Raw genomic sequence first — 18,442 nt, 5'->3', positions numbered from 1 at the left:
ATAATGTATGAACGGAATGCAAATTTGCGTTGAAAAATCTACAAATATTTTTCTATATTCTTTTTTCAATTGTGTTACAATAAGGACAGATTGAACGAATAGAGGTGTAAAATATGCGTTTCATTTGGGCATTAATTTGGTCGTTCTTACTTGTACATATGATGAGCTACGTAATTGGCTCTATGACTGGCGGTACATACGACTTTAACCAAGCGTCTATTTTCTCAGTTGTTCTTGCTGTATTAGTACTCGCAATTTCAGCTGCAATTCCAAACGAGCCAGTAGAACAACACTAAAAAAAGAGTCCGGATTTTATCCGAACTCTTTTTTATTTTCATTTCACATGAACGACTAATTCGTTATTTTCTACATCAACAACTACGTGACTATTGTCTGTAATTGTTCCTGCAATTAATTCTCTTGCTAATTTCGTTTCCACTTGACGTTGTACGTATCGTTTTAATGGACGAGCTCCGTACATTGGGTCGAAACCAGCTTCTACAACAAATTTTTTTGCTGCATCTGTTAATTCTACTGTAATGTGACGTTCAGCTAGACGGCCTTGTAGTTCTTTTACAATTTTATCAACAATGCCTTTAATTTCATTCGTTGTAAGAGGTTTGAATAAAATAATTTCATCAACACGGTTTAAAAATTCAGGGCGGAAATGTCCTCTTAATTGCCCCATTACAAGGTCTCTTGATTCCTCTTTAATCGAACCATCTTCTTCTAATCCCTCTAGTAAATGAGCAGATCCAATATTTGAAGTCATAATAATAACTGTGTTTTTAAAGTCTACTGTTCTTCCTTGTGAATCTGTAATGCGTCCATCATCTAACATTTGTAATAAAATGTTGAATACTTCTGGATGTGCTTTTTCGATTTCGTCTAACAAAATAACTGAATACGGTTTACGTCTTACCGCTTCTGTTAATTGACCGCCCTCTTCATACCCTACATATCCAGGAGGCGCACCAATTAAGCGTGACACAGCGTGTTTCTCCATATACTCAGACATGTCAATACGAATCATTTGCTCTTCACTATCAAATAAAGACTGCGCTAACGTTTTTGCAAGTTCTGTTTTACCAACACCCGTAGGGCCTAAGAAAATGAAGGAACCAATTGGACGATTCGGGTCTTTAATACCAGCGCGTGCACGAAGAACCGCGTCTGATACTAGGCTTACTGCTTCCTCTTGTCCGATGACACGCTCTGATAAGATTTGCTCTAAGCGTAGTAATTTCTCACGTTCGCCTTCAACAAGTTTAGCAACAGGAATACCAGTCCAGCGTGAAACAATATCTGCAATTTCTTCTTCACTTACTTCCTCACGTAATAAACGATTTTCTTGTTTATTATGCGCGCCCATTTCTTCCGCTTCTTTTAATTCTTTTTCGATTGCAGGAATTTTCCCGTGACGAAGTTCGGCTGCTTTATTTAAATCGTAATTACCTTCTGCTTCTTCTAATTCACGGCGCAGACGTTCTAAATGTTCACGTAAGTCACGAACTCTGTGAATGTCTTCTTTTTCTTTCTCCCATTTCGCTCTCATACCACTTGCAACTTCTTTTAAATCCGATAATTCACGTTGCAATGTTTTTAGACGCTCTTGGCTACCACGATCCGTTTCTTTTCCAAGAGCCGCTTCTTCAATTTCCAGCTGCATAATACGACGCGTTACTTCATCTAATTCTGTCGGCATAGAATCGATTTCTGTACGAATTGTTGCGCACGCTTCATCAACAAGGTCAATCGCTTTATCCGGTAAGAAGCGATCTGAAATATATCGATCTGATAAAACTGACGCTGCTACAATCGCACGGTCATGAATATTTACACCGTGATAAATTTCAAAGCGTTCTTTTAATCCACGTAATATGGAAATCGTATCTTCAACAGTTGGTTCTTCTGCTAATACTTGTTGGAAACGTCTTTCTAGTGCTGGATCTTTTTCAATATATTTACGATATTCATCTAATGTTGTCGCCCCGATACAATGCAGTTCACCACGAGCAAGCATCGGTTTTAACATATTTCCTGCATCCATCGCACCTTCTGTTTTACCAGCTCCAACGATTGTATGAAGTTCATCAATGAATAATAAAATGCGTCCTTCACTCTTTTTAATTTCATTTAATACAGCTTGCAGACGCTCTTCGAACTCACCACGGAATTTCGCACCTGCTACGAGCGCACTCATATCTAACGCAAAAATCGTTCTATCTTTCAATCCTTCAGGTACATCCTTTTTCACAATACGCTGTGCTAATCCTTCAACGATTGCTGTTTTACCAACACCTGGCTCACCAATTAAAACAGGATTGTTTTTCGTTTTACGTGAAAGAATGCGGATAACGCGTCGAATTTCACTATCTCGGCCGATAACAGGATCAATTTTCCCAGCTCTCACTTCTGCCACTAAATCACGGCCATATTTTTCTAACGCTTCATAAGTTGCTTCTGGATTTTGACTAGTCACTCTTTGATTCCCCCGAACTGTCATTAAAGACTGTAATAAGTTATCTTTCGTAATATGCAATCTTGCAAATAATTGATTTATATCGCCTTTTTCTTCGGAAAAAGCAAGCAATACATGTTCGACTGAAATGTAATCATCCTGCAGTTTTTCTGCTTCTTTCCCTGCTCTTACAAGCAATTGTTGCAGAGCGCTCGTTACATACAATTTTCCAACCTCTGCACCGCTCCCTGTTACAGAAGGTTTCTTTTTAATTAAGCTTTCAGCGCTTTGCTTTAATGCTTCTATATCAACATTCATTTTTTGAAATATACGTACTGCTAATCCATCTTGCTCTTCTAATAATGCAAGTAATAGATGAACAGTATCCACCTCTTGGTGATGATGAGATACCGCTAAAGATTGGGCACTCATAATCGCCTCTTGTGTTTTTGTTGTCATTTGATTTAAGTCCATCTTTACAGCCCTCCAAAAGTTTGACTTTCTTTGACCTTTGATTTGATTATACGCCAACTGACTTTTTTATACAATAATTTTGCCTATGTATTTTCAAACTTATTATTGGAAAAAGAAAAAGGAAGCATTCATTATACTGTTTTAAAAATATGGTAAATGAAATTATAATGTGTAATGACAAAAAAGCCGCAATAACGATTGCGGCTTCTGTTACGGTTTTCTTTTATATGTCCACTGACGGTTATGATTCGTGTTATCCGGAAACTTTTCACCGGCAGTTAATTGTACCATTTGCGGATTTTTCACCATACTTCCCGTTTCACCAATTTCTACATAAATACCATCATTCGGCGCTTTTTGTCCAGAACGAAACCTGCGATTTTGTCCCATTTTCATTCTCCTTCCATGACGTCTTTGCCTCATTAGTATATCCATTTTAAAAGAAAGGTTTTCTGTCATGTTTAGGAAACAGTACTACATCTCGTCCTTGTACATATATATGAATGATACAAGCGTAAGCAGGGATTTCTTTCCTACTTGTAGAAAAAAAAAGAAACCAACCTACTCTAGGCTAGTTTCAAAGGAGAGTCAAACATATACGAGAAGATTACATGTTCATTATAAGTCTCATCACACGAGCAATGTAACCCTTTTCACAATTTGTACATAATGAAAGAAACATTGTTTGAACTTTCTAAAAAGATGTTGACTTTTCTTAATTTCCAACGATAAATAGTAGACACCGCAGCACTTTGAGACGTAAGATGGATATATAGTGAAATTTCCATCTATGGTGATTTCACCGAGTCTAACCTCTTATTTCTGCATATTAAAAACGGAAATACAGATAGATACAAAAAAATTATTATAAGAGGTGAAATTATGAACAAACAACACTTAATCGCATTAGACTTAGACGGTACTTTATTAACAGACAACAAAATAATTTCCACTCGAACGAAACATACAATTGCAAAAGCAAAGGAACAGGGACATATTGTTATTATTTCAACAGGACGTCCATTCCGTGCTAGTTATGATTACTATAAAGAACTTGCTCTTAACACACCTATCGTAAACTTTAACGGTGCTTACGTACATCATCCTCTTGATTCAAGCTGGGGAACACACCACTCTCCTCTTGAGCTAGCAACAGCGCAAGAAATTGTACGAGCTTGCTTTGATTTCGGCGTAAAAAATATATACGCGGAAGTAATGGACGATGTGTATGTTCGTGAAATTGATGAAGATAAAAAACATATTTTTGAATTCGGCTCTCCTAAGATTTTTACGGGAGATTTATTAAATATTTTAAACGATCATCCAACTTGCTTATTAATTGATGCACATGACGAGCATTCCACTGCAATTCGTCAACATTTAACGGATATGCACGCGGAAGTAATCGATCATAGAAAATGGGGCGCACCTTGGCCGATTATTGAGATTGTGAAAAGCGGATTAAATAAAGCGGTTGGATTACAAAAAATTTCTAGTCATTACAACATTCCACAAGAGCGAATTATCGCTTTCGGTGACGAAGATAATGATTTTGAAATGATTGAATTTGCTGGTCACGGCATCGCAATGGGGAATGCCATCCCTGAATTAAAATCACTCGCAAACCATACGACGTTAACGAACGAAGAAGATGGTATTGCTTTATATTTAGAAGAGGTTCTTGGGTTGTAATCTAAAAATTCCCTACTTATAGTTTCCTGCCAAATGTCCATACTATAAGTAGACGCAAGAGACATCGCGTCGATTGTTTTCAGCTAAATAAAGGGGGTTTTTCGAATGGGTAAAAAGAACAAATCAAAGCGTTTTATCCAACAAGGAGCCGATGCTGTTATGAAGCATGATGCAAGATTCCCGTACAGAGGTACATTAGCTGAGGCAGAAAAGGCAAGAAGTAACTCTTCTTTTGGAGGGGTTTAAATGGGGAACTTACTATTCCAACAAGCTAGAGATGCTGTTGAAAATGCCGTATCTTGTTCAAGTGGTACTGAGCAACAAGATCTCGTCTATAGAGCAAAAAATGCTTTGCAATCCGCTTACGCAAACTCTTCAACTGCTGAAAAAGTTCAGCTCCGTGAAATGCAAGAGCAATTGCAAAACATTACGAATGTACATTAAAAAAGAGGACCAACTTTGGTCCTCTTTAATCTTTCCGAAACAATCCGAACACCCCAACTGTTTGCAGTATATTTGTAAATGCACTTGGGTCCACTTGTTTAATAATCCTCTCCAATTCGTATAACTCGTAACGGGTAATAACCATCATTAACATTTCTTTATTTTCATTCGTATAAGCACCTGTTGCTGGTATCGTTGTAATTCCTCTTACTAATCGCGAGTGAATCGCCTTTCTTACGTCCGCCCCATTCTTCGTAACAATTAATGCTGTAATCTTTACATGACGAGTATGAATTGCATCAATAATTCTCGTTGATACATATAAAGTCACTAACGTATATAACGCTTTTTCCCATCCATATACATAGCCAGCAGCGATAATGATAATTGCATTAAAAAAGAAAAAGTATGTACCGACAGGCTTATCTTTTATTTTTGATAAAATCATGGCGATAATATCTAATCCACCTGTAGAAGCACCCCACTTTAAAGCAATCCCTACTCCAATTGCCGAAATAATCCCGCCAAAAATCGCATTTAATATGATATCATTCGAAACCGCTCTAACAGGGATGATTTCTAGAAACAAAGTCATAAATATAACACAAAGAAAACTAAAAAAGGTGAAGGCCTTTCCAACCTTTTTCCACGCTAAAATAACGACAGGAATATTAAATAAGCTAAACAATACTCCCGTAGATATGTGAATCGATAAAAAATCACCTAATATTTGTGATAATAATTGAGACAATCCAGCAAAGCCGCTCGCATACACTTTCGCTGGCGTTAAAAATAAATTCATCCCAATCGCGTTTAATAAACCTGCGATGATTACAACGATTAACTTCTTTATAAGTTCAGTATAATTCAACTTCAAATCCATTTCGAATCCACCTTTACCCTTCATAAATGCACCGCTATACATAGTCTTTACGAAAAAGGAAATGATAAACGTACAACGTTTAGAAATGGAGTTGATACATATGCCACATACGAGTGATAACGACAAAAAAGCACGCGATAATAATGCAAAACGCACACAAAAAAATGAGCAAGAGCAAAAAAATATTCAGCAAGGTAAACGTGCATACTCTAAAAAGACCGATCACCTTTGATTCCATCGTACATCAACAATTATGTTGATGTACTTTTTTACATTTTAAAGGAAAAAAACATTAAAAATTCACTTCATGTTCACTTCTATATTCTACAATAGCGATAACATATTCGGATGAGGTGTTGGCATGAGAGGGAAACATATTTTCATTATTACTGCACTAATAAGTATATTGATGCTATCTGCTTGCGGACAAAAAAACGGATCAGCTACAGTCGCCACAGCAACAGACTCGACTGTTACGAAGGACGACTTCGAAAAACAATTGAAAGATCGTTACGGAAAAGACATGCTATACGAAATGATGGCACAAGACGTCATCACAAAAAAATATAAAGTACCTGATGAAGAGGTAAATAAAGAAGTAGAAAAAGTAAAAAAACAATATGGAGATCAATTCAAAAAAGTATTAGAAAACAATCGTTTAAAAGATGAAGAGGATTTCAAAAATCAAATTAAGTTCAAACTTGCTATGAATGAAGCGATTAAGAAAAGCATTACAGAAAAAGACGTAAAAGATCACTATAAGCCAGAAATTAAAGCGAGTCACATTTTAGTAAGTGACGAAAATGAAGCGAAAGAAATAAAGAGTAAATTAGATGCTGGTGCTTCATTTGAAGAATTAGCAAAACAAGAATCACAAGATCTACTATCAAAAGATAAAGGTGGAGACCTTGGATACTTCAATTCAGGTACAATGGCTCCTGAATTCGAAACCGCTGCGTACAAACTAAATGTTGGACAAATTAGCAATCCCGTAAAATCATCAAACGGTTATCACGTTATTAAATTAACTGATAAAAAAGATCTAAAACCTTACGATGAGGTAAAAAACTCTATTCGCAAAAACTTAGAGGAAGAACGTACTGCTGATCCTGCATTCAGCCAAAAATTATTACAAGAGGAATTAAAAAAGGCGAATATTAAAATAAACGATAGTGATTTGAAAGATACATTTACTCTTGTTTCACCGCAAGGAAATTAAAAAAGCACAACCTTATCTTTTTACATAAGGTTGTGCTTTTTAATCTTCTATCTTATTTCTTAAAGTAAGTCCAACCTTCTTCTTGGTAAACTTTTTCTTCTTTCATCAATTTACCAAGTGCGCGCTTAAATGCAGCTTTACTCATGTTAAAGCGTTCTTTAATATCTTCCGGATGGCTCTTATCCCAAAACGGCATTGCTCCGCCTCGTTCTTCCATATATGCATAAATTACTGCCGCATCGTCTTCCATTCCTTCTTCTTTACGAGGAAGAAGTGAAATGTTAATTGTACCATCATCTTTCACGTCAATAATACGGCCCGTTACACGCTCACCGATGCGGACTTGTTCTTTTCTTTCTGTATGGTGTAAGAAAGCACGGAAATGCTCATCAGTTAGTATGAATGAACCAACTTGAAGCGAACGATATACACGTCCATTTACGTTTTTATTACGCATAGATGGCGTTGCATCTACGATAATTTCTTGCATATCACTGTCTCTTGCCGGAAGAGCAATTAAACGATCACGATTCGTTAATTTTAACGTACAATATAATTCGTCGCCTACTTCTGGCCATACCGGCATATAAATTGGGAACTCATCAGCTGGAATTAGTATATCTTTTGACACACCAATATCAACAAACACACCTAAACTAGGAATAACTTCTACAACCTTTACCCAGTTCCAATCATACGTTGTAATAATCGGTTCCTTCATTGTTGCTGAAATACGATTTTGGTGATCAAGGTATAAAAATACATCAATCGTATCGCCTTCTTCAATTTCTCCAGCTACTTCGTTTTTATGTAGGAAAATTTCTTCTTCTTCATTCCCAACCATATATCCGATTTCCGTTTCGCGTAAAACAGTTACCTGTTCAATCGATCCTATTTGCAAATACATATTTTTTAATTCCCTTCTATATATATAAAATTATCTTTTTTATCATTCCAAACAAAAGTTAATTATAACATGATTTTTCCTGTATTTGTCCAACTGCCCAAAATTCACTATAATAAAATGAGGTTCCATGAATATAAGTACAAAAACACTTAAGTCTAGACTCGTTTTCAGCTATACTTTAGTATGTACAGTACATAACAAGATTAGAAATTTATTTGGAGGTGCTAACTATGGCAAAAGATAGTTCTTTTGACATCGTTTCGAAAGTAGAATTACCTGAAGTAACAAACGCAATTAATATCGCATTAAAAGAAATCCAAAACCGATATGACTTTAAAGGAAGTAAAAGTGATATTAAATTAGAAAAAGAAGTACTAGTTTTAACTTCTGACGACGAGTTCAAATTAGACCAAGTAAAAGACGTTTTAATTTCTAAACTTGTAAAACGTAACGTTCCAATTAAGAACTTAGATTACGGAAAAGTTGAAGCTGCAACTGGCAACACTGTTCGCCAACGTGCAACACTTCAACAAGGTATCGATAAAGATAACGCTAAAAAAATTAACAACATCATTAAAGAAATGAAATTAAAAGTAAAAACACAAGTACAAGACGATCAAGTACGTGTTACAGCGAAAAGCCGTGATGACTTACAAGCCGTAATCGCAGCTGTTCGTAGCGCTGATTTACCAATCGACGTACAGTTCATTAACTACCGCTAAAAAGAAAACTCCTCTTAATTAGAGGAGTTTTCTTTTTGTCTTGTAGAGACAATATTACAAGAACAAACCATAGAAAAAAGGGTATGTGCGGTAAAAATCGCTAAGTAAATTGAAAATAAGGAAAAGACACCTTAAGACGTTTTCCCTTCGATTTGAATTACTTTTCTTAGCAATTACATCCTAGGCCAAAGTCATCTTAAAAATTGCTATAACTCATAATTCCTCTCCTCGCCGAAACGTAACAATTTATGAGTATAAGAATATTTTCCAACCTTTAATGTAATGTAAAATTAATAAGTATTTTAAAAAATGTTAATTAAAAAAGAGTTAGAAGTGGTTATTTGAAGAAATTAATATTATGGTTTTTATTGGCCACATTCTCCCTAAATACTGTAGGATGTTCTAATAATACGAATACACTAACGGATAAGTCTAACTGTATCAACAAAGCTTGGTACAAAAAAAATATGTCATGTAATCATTTAAAAAAACATTAAATAGTTAATGATAAAGGTCATAAAAAAAAGACACCTCAAAGTGCCTTCCTCCGACTTGAATCATCTCAATCTTAACAATATTTGGATGTGATTAAAAAGAAGCATAAATTGTTAATAAAGATGCAGACTTCAAAATAAAAAGTACACTAAGTAAACTCTTATTCAAAAATTTATATTAAACACTAATATTTTAGAAGCAAGTTTATAAGTGTAAAACCTACAGGGATTTCCCCTGTAGGTTTTATTATATTTCAAGTGATTTCCAAATGTATTATGAGTGGCTTTTTTCAGTTTGGTTTTCAAAATATTTTTCTTTAACCATTTTTATCAGATTTTCTTTTTCTGTTAGTTCAAATATAAATAATGCTTTTTTCATGTTATTTGCAATATCTTCTTCATTCTGTTGTTTAAATCTTAATAAATTCCATCCTTTTAAATAGTAAAGTTCACCTAATAAGTATAGAGTATTTAGATTAATAGCTAATTTGATGCCCTTATCAATGTATTTTACCGCTTCTTCATATTGATAGGTCATACCTAAACATTTCGCTAAATTAAAAATGATTTTTAATTTAATCGCTTTATCTCTCGGAAAATCTAACTTATTAAAATTAGTTAAACATCTTCCTAATATAGTAATACTTTTATCATATTCTTTATTTTCCGCATAAAATATAGACATTGTCTGCATAATATCTATTTCTCTTTCTGATAAAAAATCAACATTGGTTAAAGTTAGTTTTAATGCATTATTTAAAAGCTTTAAAGCAGTTTTTATGGATCTGTTCACCTCAAATACAGCAATTGCTTCATGCCATAGGAGAAATTGTTTATCTTCTTTTGCCTGAAAATTTTTTTCATCTTTCTCTTTTTTCACGATTTCATAAAGTTCTTTATATTGTTTTTGCTTTAAGCAATCTTTTATTACACATTTTACATTTTCTACATATTTTAACTTTTTGTTTTGAGTTAATGCAAATATATTATTTGGGTCAATACCAAGTCTTTCTGATAATTGATATAACAATATACTAGATGGATAAATCATACCTTTTTCTATTTTGCTAATTTGACTTTGCGAACATATTCCATGACATAATTCGGATTGTGATATATTTTTTTTAATTCTAAGCTCTTTAATGGTAATACCCAAATCGTAAAATTCCATTTTCCCACCTACTATTTAGTACTATATTAGTATAAGAGTATTCTCTAACTTTTAATGTAATGTAAAATTAATATAGTTGCAATTATTGTTTGTTTCAAAGGTCTTTCTCTATCCGTATTGACACAAAAACAGGCTAGGAAGAAGACTTTCTCCCTAACCTGGCCCCACCGAACAAACTTACAAATCCAATAAGAAGACATGAATATAGAGTGCGTAACTTCTCATCTCATCTACGTTTCCTTTTAACTGCAATTAAAAACGCAATAAATAATACATTCACACCAACGATTAAGGAGATAAATAACCAATTCACACCTGTTTCTCCGTTAACTTTATACACGTTTGATTCTTCACGCTTTAAAACGAGATAAAATTCCCCATTTTCCTCTCTTATAATTTCATCCTCTAACAATCCTCTTAACTCTTGTTTTTCACCAATCGTACTTGCAGGTAAGGAGACTTTTTGTGTTTCTTTCGTATTATTAATTGCTACTAAAGTTACTTCATTTTTATATTTTCGTTTTAGTATGCTCATCCCGCTCTTATCATACAGTAGCTCAAACGTACCGCGTCGTAAAGACGGTCTAGCCTGTCTAAGTTCACCTAGTTTTGTTATGTGCTGCATAAATTTTTCGTCTGACTTAAAATCCATTAATCGTCTATTATCAGGTACACTTCCTCCATCTAATGCAATTTCAGTTCCGTAATAAAAATTCGGAATTCCAGGTGATGTTAACAAATATGTAAGCGCCAGTTTTAAACGTGATGGCGGATAATACATATTTTCTTTTGCAATACGCGCATATCTTTTTGTTTCTTGATCATCTAAAAACGTAACAAATTCCCCTTCTTTTTTACTCACATCGTATAACGATTTCACCGATACATCCGCTTTGGAAAACGATTCTACTATTTTTTCGTTGTATTCACTATCCTCCTTTGTCATAATACGAAAATCTTTCTTTATCACTTGCATATCTTTTTGCGCGTTATCCCAAAAGGAACGCGGCTTTTTTTCACTATGTATAACATAACTTCCATCTAAATCAACTTCTTTTATCCACCATTTCATTGCATCAATTACCTGTTGTTCGTTTTCTCCAAGCGGAAATTGAAATACAACTTTCATTCCTTTTGCATGAGCTTCTCTTACAAGTTCTTTCACATCATTGTCTGCCCCGAAATGTTCATTTACCTTTTTAAAATTTCGCACGTCTACTCCATCGTACTTTCCACTTTCAAAAAGCGGCGAAAGCATAACGGTAGTAAAACCCATTTCTTTTATGTAATCCAACCTTTTTATAATTCCTCTTATATCCCCACCTTGATACCCTTCTAAATTACCAACTTCTAACTGTTTGTCATTTTTCGGTTCTCCATTATTGAAGCGATCAATCATAATGGAATAGATAACTTCGTCTCGCCACTCTCTTTTTTCGTCTGCAAAAGTATGTATTGGTACAAACAAAACAACAGCTAAGCAAAAACAAATTAATAGTTTCCTAGTCCGTATTTTTCCCACACGCATCCCCCAAGTTTTTTAATTGTAAGAATATTATACCAATTTTCTGAATGAAACGCATATGTCGATTTCAACCCTCACAAAATAATACATGTTAGGTTTTCTAACATCATGTATATATTTTTCTGAATTTTTAGTTGATTTTTAGTTCAATTTCGAATATGATATGAAACATAACAAAATGATGTTATTTTTTCTAACATTACAGGAGGGAAAATCATGAATATGGGAGATACGGTTTTTATGTTTGTGACGACAGTAATGGTCATGTTGATGACACCAGGATTGGCACTTTTTTATGGAGGTATGGTTCGCAGCAAAAATGTACTCAGTACAACGATGCATAGTTATAGCGCAATGGCTATCGTTTCGATTCAGTGGATTGTTATCGGCTATTCTTTATCATTCGGACCAGATTGGCACGGGATTATCGGTACACTTGATTGGTTCGGTCTAAACGGAGTTACCTACGCACCAAATCCAGACTACTCATCTACTATTCCTCACAATTTATTCATGATGTTTCAACTCATGTTCGCCATTTTAACTCCAGCTTTAATTTCAGGTGCATTCGCTGAAAGAATGCGATTTTCTGCCTTTCTTATTTTTATCCTTCTATGGACAACGATCGTTTACAATCCTGTCGCTCATTGGGTATGGGGCGTCGGCGGGTGGCTAAGGGAACTTGGGGCACTAGACTTCGCTGGCGGAAACGTCGTTCACATCACTTCCGGAGTTGCTGGTCTTGTATTAGCTATTTTCCTTGGAAAACGAAAAAACATAAATGGTTCTTCTCCTCACCATTTGCCATTTACAATGTTAGGCGCAGGCTTATTATGGTTTGGCTGGTTCGGTTTTAACGTCGGCAGCGCATTATCCTTAAACGACGTAGCTTTAACTGCATTTATTAATACAAATATAGCCGCTGCTGCCTCCGCTCTAACTTGGATGCTTTCTGAATGGTTCTTCCAATCAAAACCGACTGCGATGGGAGCTGCTTGCGGAGTTGTTTCTGGTCTAGTCGCTATTACACCAGCTTGCGGGTTCGTTACACCTTTCTCCGCTCTTCTTATCGGAGCAATTGGTGGTATATTATGCTTTGGCGCCGTTTTCTTCTTAAAAACAAAATTCGGGTATGACGATACACTTGATGCCTTTGGATGCCACGGCATCGGAGGAACTTGGGGCGGTATTGCAACAGGACTATTTGCAACCACTACCATAAACGGAGATGGTGCAAACGGATTATTTTACGGAAATGCCACTTTACTGTTTAAACAACTGGTAGCAATTGGAGCAACATATGCATTCACAATAATAATGACTTATGCCATTATTAAAGTTATTAACTTCTTCCTCCCTGTTCGGGTAGATGAGCACGAGGAACATATGGGACTTGATATTTCGATGCATGGTGAGAAAGCTTATGAACATGCAGAGCGAGCAAACTAAAAAAGAGATGCAATCTATTAGTAATAGATTGCATCTCTTTTTTGCGCACCGGGCAACATACCCCACCTAGTATAACTGGAAATATATTAACGGTTTTTTGGATATATCAATGATTTTTCAAATATATCGATTGTTTCTTTCAATATATCAACGTTTCGACACAAGATATCGATTTACCAACAAATTCCGACATAACGAAACTGAAGAATACCCGCGTGTAACTTTACACATAAAAAAGACGACCGTTTCATAACAGTCGTCTTTTCCTATTTATTTCGGAGCATTTCCTACATATTGCGTAATATCAACATTTAATGCCTGCGCTAAACGCATACCGTATTCTTGATCTGCACGGAAGAAGTTACAAACAGCTAATAATTTTGTGCGTTCATTTACGTCTTTTAGATCATTTGTTAAGTTTGCAATTAAGTTATCTTGCTCTTCTTTAGAGAATGAACGGTAACGCTCGCCTGCTTGTTTGAAGTCATTTGGTTTCTCGATTTTTTCACGAGATACATAGCCTTCTACTTTCATAGTTGAATCGCGGTAAGCTTTGTCTTCAACCGGATTCTCTGCATGACGGCTCGGTTCGTAGTTGATTGTAGATGGGTTTTGATTTACTTGCATCGCACCATCACGTTGTTGATTATGAACAGCTGCGTATGGGCAGTTTACAGGAATTTGTAAGTAATTTGCACCAAGACGATAACGCTGTGTATCTGGGTAAGAGAATAAACGACCTTGTAATAATTTATCTTCCGATGGCTCAATACCATTTACAGTTGCACTTGGAGAGAACGCTACTTGTTCTACTTCTGCAAAGAAATTTTTCGGATTACGATTTAACGTCATCGTCCCTACTTCCATTAATGGGAAGCGATCTTCTGGCCATACTTTCGTTGGATCTAATGGATCAAAGTCTAAAGAGTCCATTTCATCTAATTGCATAACTTGTACGTGTAAATCCCATTTCGGGTGATTTCCTTTTTCGATTGCGTCGAACAAGTCACGAGTTGCATGATTGAAGTCTTTCCCTTGTACTTCTTGCACTTCTTTCGCATTTAAGTTACGTACACCTTGCTGTGGTTTCCAGTGGTATTTAATATAAACAATTTTACCTTCTTCATTAATCCATTTAAATGAATGGACGCCGAAACCTTCCATTTCACGATAACTTGCTGGTGTACCGTAATCAGAAAATACCCATGTCATCATGTGTGTAGATTCTGGAGTTAACGTCATGAAATCCCAGTAACGATCTGGCGTTTGAATATTCGTATCAGGTGCTGGTTTTAAAGAATGTACCATATCAGGGAATTTAATTGCATCACGAATGAAGAAAACCGGTAAATGATTACCTACGATATCGTAGTTTCCTTCTTCTGTATAAAATTTAACAGCGAACCCACGTGGGTCACGTGCTGTTTCAGGAGAACCTTGACCATGAATAACCGTTGAAAAACGAACAAATACAGGCGTTTCAGTTCCTTCATTTTGTAAAAATGCCGCTTTCGTATATTGCTTCATACTATTTTTCGTTACGAATACACCGTGAGCACCTGCACCACGCGCATGCACAACACGCTCCGGAATACGTTCACGATCAAAGTGCGCAAGTTTTTCTACTAAATGATAGTCTTCTAATAATACTGGTCCACGACGACCAGCTGTACGAGAATTTTGGTTATCTCCAACTGGAGCACCTTGGTTTGTTGTTAAGCGATTATTTGGATTCATCTAGGGGGATCCTCCTCTTTCTTTCGTAGTAATTATTATTTATTTAAAATCATTATAAAATAATTATTATTCAAAACTAAACCTTTGTCAACTATTTCCTTCACTTTTTTTGAAACAATTTCAGCCAAACAGTCGATAAATGCAGATTGTGCATTCGGCATACTTGGTCTAAAATATTTGGCATTTAATTCATCAGTTACAACTTTACATTCATAATCGTTGTCATATAAAACTTCTAAATGCTCCGCTACAAAACCAACTGGGCAATATATGAAAGATTCGTACCCATGCTCTGCATATAAATCTTTCGTTAAATCTTGCACATCTGGACCAATCCATGGATCAGGAGTATTCCCAGCACTTTGCCAACCGATTGTATAGTTTTGAATATTTGCAGCTTCTGCAATTAAATCTGCCGTATGCTTTAGTTGTTCTACATATGGGTCTCCTGCTGCAATAATCTTTTCTGGCAAACTATGCGCTGAGAAAATTACGACTGCTTTCTCTTTATCATCAATTTCTGTAAACGTTTCTTTTATTTGGTCTGCCCAATACGAAATAAATTTCGGTTCATCATACCATTGTTCAATTGGTTCAATAACAGGACCACCGATTTCTTTTGAAAGACGAATAGCACGATCATTATACGCTTTAATGCTAAATGTAGAATAGTGCGGTGCTAATACGATACTAATCGCCTGCTCAATTCCATCTCGCTTCATTTCCTCTACAGCATCTTCTATAAATGGCGCAGTATGTTTTAAACCTAAGTAACAAGTAAATTCATACTCTGTAAATATGTTATTCATTGAATCTGTTAATTTATGCGCCTGCTCTTTCGTAATTTTTGCAAGCGGCGAAATTCCACCAATCGCTTTATAGCGCTCAATTAAATCTTCAAGCGCTTCTTCTGACGGCTTACGCCCGTGACGGATATGTGTATAATATGCCTCTACATCGTCTAATGATTCTAGTGTTCCATACGCCATTACGAGTAAACCTATTTTTTTCTTTGTCATCTATATAGCACCTCAATTTTATAAATGAGAATCCTTTTCAGAACGTTTGTTTCCAATTATAACAAGCAATAATAAGTACGTCAAAATAATAATTCTAATTAAGTATTATTTATAAGGTGATTTTGAATTTTATATGACAATTTCTTTAATAAAAAGCGACTTACATAATTGTAAGCCGCTTTTCCCTTATTCCTTAATATTTACCCCATATTCTTTAAACCAAACATGAATTTGTGCTAAATGAGCTAAAAGCTGTGGCCCAGTCATCAATTGACCAAACCATGGTGTTTGAAATGCACTGCCACCAGACTGAATTAATCCGTTCAACTGCTCTTTATCAAACAATTCGTGTAAAATTGAACCTTTATCCGTTAATAGATTTTGAAGCCATACTGTTACTGCTTTTGTATAGTGTGGATTGTGCGTTTTCGGATAAGGACTCTTCTTTCTATATAAGATGTCATGTGGAAGTACATCTTCTAACGCTTTACGTAATAGACCTTTTTCGCGGTTTTTATACATTTTCATTTCCCAAGGAATATTCCACGCATATTCGACAAGGCGATGATCTGCAAATGGAACACGTACTTCTAAACTTGCCCCCATACTCATGCGGTCTTTTCTGTCTAATAATGTTGTCATAAACCATACCATATTTAAATAAAATAATTGGCGTCTTTTTGCTTCTAGCGGACTTTCTCCCTCTAAAATAGGAACTTCTTGAATCGACTCTTCATAGCGCCTTTGTACATATTGTTGTAAATTTAATTTATTTCTCCATTCTTTCTTTAGCAGTTGTTCACGTGCTTCTGTAGAGCGCATCCACGGAAAGGCACTCGATTGTAAATCATCTTCTCTATAAAACCACGGATATCCACCAAATATTTCATCTGCACATTCCCCAGATAAACCGACGACAAAATCTTGTTTAATTTCACGACAAAACCATAATAATGACGAATCGATATCTGCCATACCAGGCAAATCACGAACGAGTACTGCTTCAGTTAAATACTCTGCTAATTTTTCATTCGAAATGACGCAGCGATGATGGGTTGTTTGAAATGTCTCAGTCATTAAATTAATAAACGGAGCATCTGAATTTGGCTGGAACGCATTCGCTTTAAAGTATTTGTCATTATCTTCGTAATCAATAGAATACGTGTGTAATTGCCCTTTTCCTGATCTCTCGTATTCTTTCGCTGCGATAGCTGTAATAGCGCTCGAATCTACACCACCTGATAAAAAAGTACATAGTGGTACATCAGAAACAAGCTGTCTTGTAATGGCATCTTGTAATAAAAAGCGCGTTTTCTCTACTGTTTCTTCAAAAGAGTCTTCATGTTTTTTACTTTCTACATTCCAATATCTCCATATACATAAACCGTTCTTTGAAAATGTCATCGCATGACCTGGACGTAATTCTTTTATACCAGCATAAATACCATGGCCAGGCGTTCTTGACGGTCCGAGGCCGAATATTTCGGATAACCCTTCTAACGTTACTTCCGCCTTCACATCTGGATGAGCCAGTATCGCTTTTAACTCTGAACCAAATAGTAATCGCCCACTATCATATTTATAAAATAGCGGTTTTACACCTAGTCGATCTCGCGCAATAAATACTTGTTCTTTCTGTTCATCCCATACAGCAAACGCATATATACCGTTTAAATGATCGACACATTCTTCTTTCCATTCAATATAAGAAGCTAATAATACTTCTGTATCAGAATGACCTTTGAACGTATATCCTCTTCTTAATAATTCCTTTCGAATGTCTTCTGTGTTATAAAGTTCACCGTTATAGCAAATGGCGTAATTCGTTTCATCTTTTAAACAAGTCATCGGTTGTTTCCCGCCCTCAGGGTCCACAACGATTAAACGTTTATGCCCAAATGCGACATTGCCTTTAATCCAAACTTTATTATCATCCGGCCCACGTTTGGCTAACGTCTCAGCCATCTTCGTAACGACATCTCTTTCTCCTTCTAATGAGCGTTTATAATCCACCCATCCTGTAATCCCGCACATATAAATCATCCTTCCATCTTATTTCTTTTCTTGAACGTGCAGTAATCCCCACCCTAAGAGTGCGGATCAAAAAATGGAAAACTTGACGATAACCTACTATCCACATATGGAATAGCATTCTCACTCAGTAAAACGTGTTTTATTGTATGCCCACCTATGTCTAGATGTGTCTAGTTATAAAGAATGCACGAACTGTCTATAACAGGAATAA

At 35.7% G+C, this 18,442-nt stretch carries 17 protein-coding genes; 8 read left to right on the top strand and 9 right to left on the bottom strand.

The features are described 5' to 3' along the window. The first annotated feature begins 113 nt into the window (after window positions 1–113). Window positions 114–296 (top strand): YjzD family protein, encoded by a 183-nt coding sequence (locus ACS2FK_RS06900; protein WP_001211116.1) that lies wholly within the window; start codon window positions 114–116, stop codon window positions 294–296. Between the two features lie 38 nt (window positions 297–334). On the opposite strand, the gene clpB is transcribed toward ACS2FK_RS06900, so the two are convergent. Beyond that, window positions 335–2,935 (bottom strand): ATP-dependent chaperone ClpB, encoded by a 2,601-nt coding sequence (gene clpB / locus ACS2FK_RS06895; protein ID WP_063546788.1) that lies wholly within the window; start codon window positions 2,933–2,935, stop codon window positions 335–337. A 210-nt stretch (window positions 2,936–3,145) separates the two neighbouring features. Continuing rightward, the gene (locus ACS2FK_RS06890) at window positions 3,146–3,325 is read right to left on the bottom strand and encodes a YjzC family protein (protein ID WP_000531422.1); all 180 of its coding nucleotides are present in this window, start codon (window positions 3,323–3,325) and stop codon (window positions 3,146–3,148) included. Between the two features lie 492 nt (window positions 3,326–3,817). On the opposite strand from ACS2FK_RS06890, the gene ACS2FK_RS06885 reads away from it, so the two are divergent. From ACS2FK_RS06885 to ACS2FK_RS06875, 3 genes are all read left to right on the top strand, one after another. Further along, entirely contained in the window at window positions 3,818–4,627 is an 810-nt protein-coding gene (locus ACS2FK_RS06885) for a Cof-type HAD-IIB family hydrolase (protein ID WP_063546786.1), read from the top strand. A gap of 105 nt (window positions 4,628–4,732) precedes the next feature. Next, window positions 4,733–4,873, top strand: coding sequence for a hypothetical protein (locus tag ACS2FK_RS06880; protein WP_000516816.1), 141 nt, complete (start codon window positions 4,733–4,735; stop codon window positions 4,871–4,873). Beyond that, the gene (locus ACS2FK_RS06875; protein ID WP_000527408.1) at window positions 4,874–5,071 is read left to right on the top strand and encodes a DUF3813 domain-containing protein; all 198 of its coding nucleotides are present in this window, start codon (window positions 4,874–4,876) and stop codon (window positions 5,069–5,071) included. Between the two features lie 25 nt (window positions 5,072–5,096). Here ACS2FK_RS06875 and ACS2FK_RS06870 read toward each other — a convergent pair whose 3' ends face one another. Further along, window positions 5,097–5,954 (bottom strand): YitT family protein, encoded by an 858-nt coding sequence (locus ACS2FK_RS06870; RefSeq protein ID WP_016082482.1) that lies wholly within the window; start codon window positions 5,952–5,954, stop codon window positions 5,097–5,099. A 100-nt stretch (window positions 5,955–6,054) separates the two neighbouring features. On the opposite strand from ACS2FK_RS06870, the gene ACS2FK_RS06865 reads away from it, so the two are divergent. Further along, window positions 6,055–6,186 (top strand): DUF3941 domain-containing protein, encoded by a 132-nt coding sequence (locus tag ACS2FK_RS06865; protein ID WP_001120851.1) that lies wholly within the window; start codon window positions 6,055–6,057, stop codon window positions 6,184–6,186. Window positions 6,187–6,315: 129 nt separating this feature from the next. Further along, complete coding sequence (prsA, locus tag ACS2FK_RS06860) at window positions 6,316–7,173, top strand: peptidylprolyl isomerase PrsA (RefSeq protein ID WP_063546784.1); 858 nt, start codon at window positions 6,316–6,318, stop codon at window positions 7,171–7,173. Between the two features lie 52 nt (window positions 7,174–7,225). Here the strand turns inward: prsA and ACS2FK_RS06855 are convergent, their stop codons facing one another. Further along, window positions 7,226–8,080, bottom strand: coding sequence for a CvfB family protein (locus tag ACS2FK_RS06855; RefSeq protein ID WP_000281259.1), 855 nt, complete (start codon window positions 8,078–8,080; stop codon window positions 7,226–7,228). A 230-nt stretch (window positions 8,081–8,310) separates the two neighbouring features. Here ACS2FK_RS06855 and ACS2FK_RS06850 point away from each other — a divergent pair, with 230 nt between their 5' ends. Beyond that, the gene (locus ACS2FK_RS06850) at window positions 8,311–8,802 is read left to right on the top strand and encodes a YajQ family cyclic di-GMP-binding protein (protein ID WP_001040146.1); all 492 of its coding nucleotides are present in this window, start codon (window positions 8,311–8,313) and stop codon (window positions 8,800–8,802) included. 768 nt (window positions 8,803–9,570) lie between these two features. Here the strand turns inward: ACS2FK_RS06850 and ACS2FK_RS06845 are convergent. Together ACS2FK_RS06845 and ACS2FK_RS06840 are read right to left on the bottom strand one after the other, a co-directional pair. After that, window positions 9,571–10,467, bottom strand: a complete 897-nt coding sequence (locus ACS2FK_RS06845; protein ID WP_000397875.1) for a helix-turn-helix domain-containing protein — start codon at window positions 10,465–10,467, stop codon at window positions 9,571–9,573. A 226-nt stretch (window positions 10,468–10,693) separates the two neighbouring features. Beyond that, on the bottom strand, window positions 10,694–11,995 hold the full coding sequence (locus ACS2FK_RS06840; RefSeq protein ID WP_049800791.1) for an alpha-amylase family glycosyl hydrolase: 1,302 nt from the start codon (window positions 11,993–11,995) through the stop codon (window positions 10,694–10,696). Between the two features lie 213 nt (window positions 11,996–12,208). Here ACS2FK_RS06840 and ACS2FK_RS06835 point away from each other — a divergent pair, with 213 nt between their 5' ends. Beyond that, a complete protein-coding gene (locus tag ACS2FK_RS06835; RefSeq protein ID WP_063546782.1) occupies window positions 12,209–13,441 on the top strand; it encodes an ammonium transporter in 1,233 nt (410 codons plus the stop codon). 270 nt (window positions 13,442–13,711) lie between these two features. Here the strand turns inward: ACS2FK_RS06835 and katB are convergent, their stop codons facing one another. The 3 genes from katB to asnB form a co-directional block, all read right to left on the bottom strand. Beyond that, window positions 13,712–15,178 (bottom strand): catalase KatB, encoded by a 1,467-nt coding sequence (katB, locus tag ACS2FK_RS06830; RefSeq protein ID WP_001069184.1) that lies wholly within the window; start codon window positions 15,176–15,178, stop codon window positions 13,712–13,714. A gap of 35 nt (window positions 15,179–15,213) precedes the next feature. Beyond that, window positions 15,214–16,197 carry a ferrochelatase gene (gene hemH, locus ACS2FK_RS06825; RefSeq protein ID WP_063546780.1) on the bottom strand — a complete coding sequence of 328 codons (984 nt, stop codon included), beginning with the start codon at window positions 16,195–16,197 and terminating at the stop codon, window positions 15,214–15,216. A 186-nt stretch (window positions 16,198–16,383) separates the two neighbouring features. Then, window positions 16,384–18,231 carry an asparagine synthase (glutamine-hydrolyzing) gene (asnB, locus tag ACS2FK_RS06820; protein WP_000333991.1) on the bottom strand — a complete coding sequence of 616 codons (1,848 nt, stop codon included), beginning with the start codon at window positions 18,229–18,231 and terminating at the stop codon, window positions 16,384–16,386. Window positions 18,232–18,442 lie beyond the last annotated feature (211 nt).

It is taken from the genome of Bacillus cereus group sp. BceL220, from assembly GCF_051776965.1.
GTDB lineage: Bacteria > Bacillota > Bacilli > Bacillales > Bacillaceae_G > Bacillus_A > Bacillus_A cereus.
This window is presented reverse-complemented; position numbering and strand designations above follow the sequence as displayed.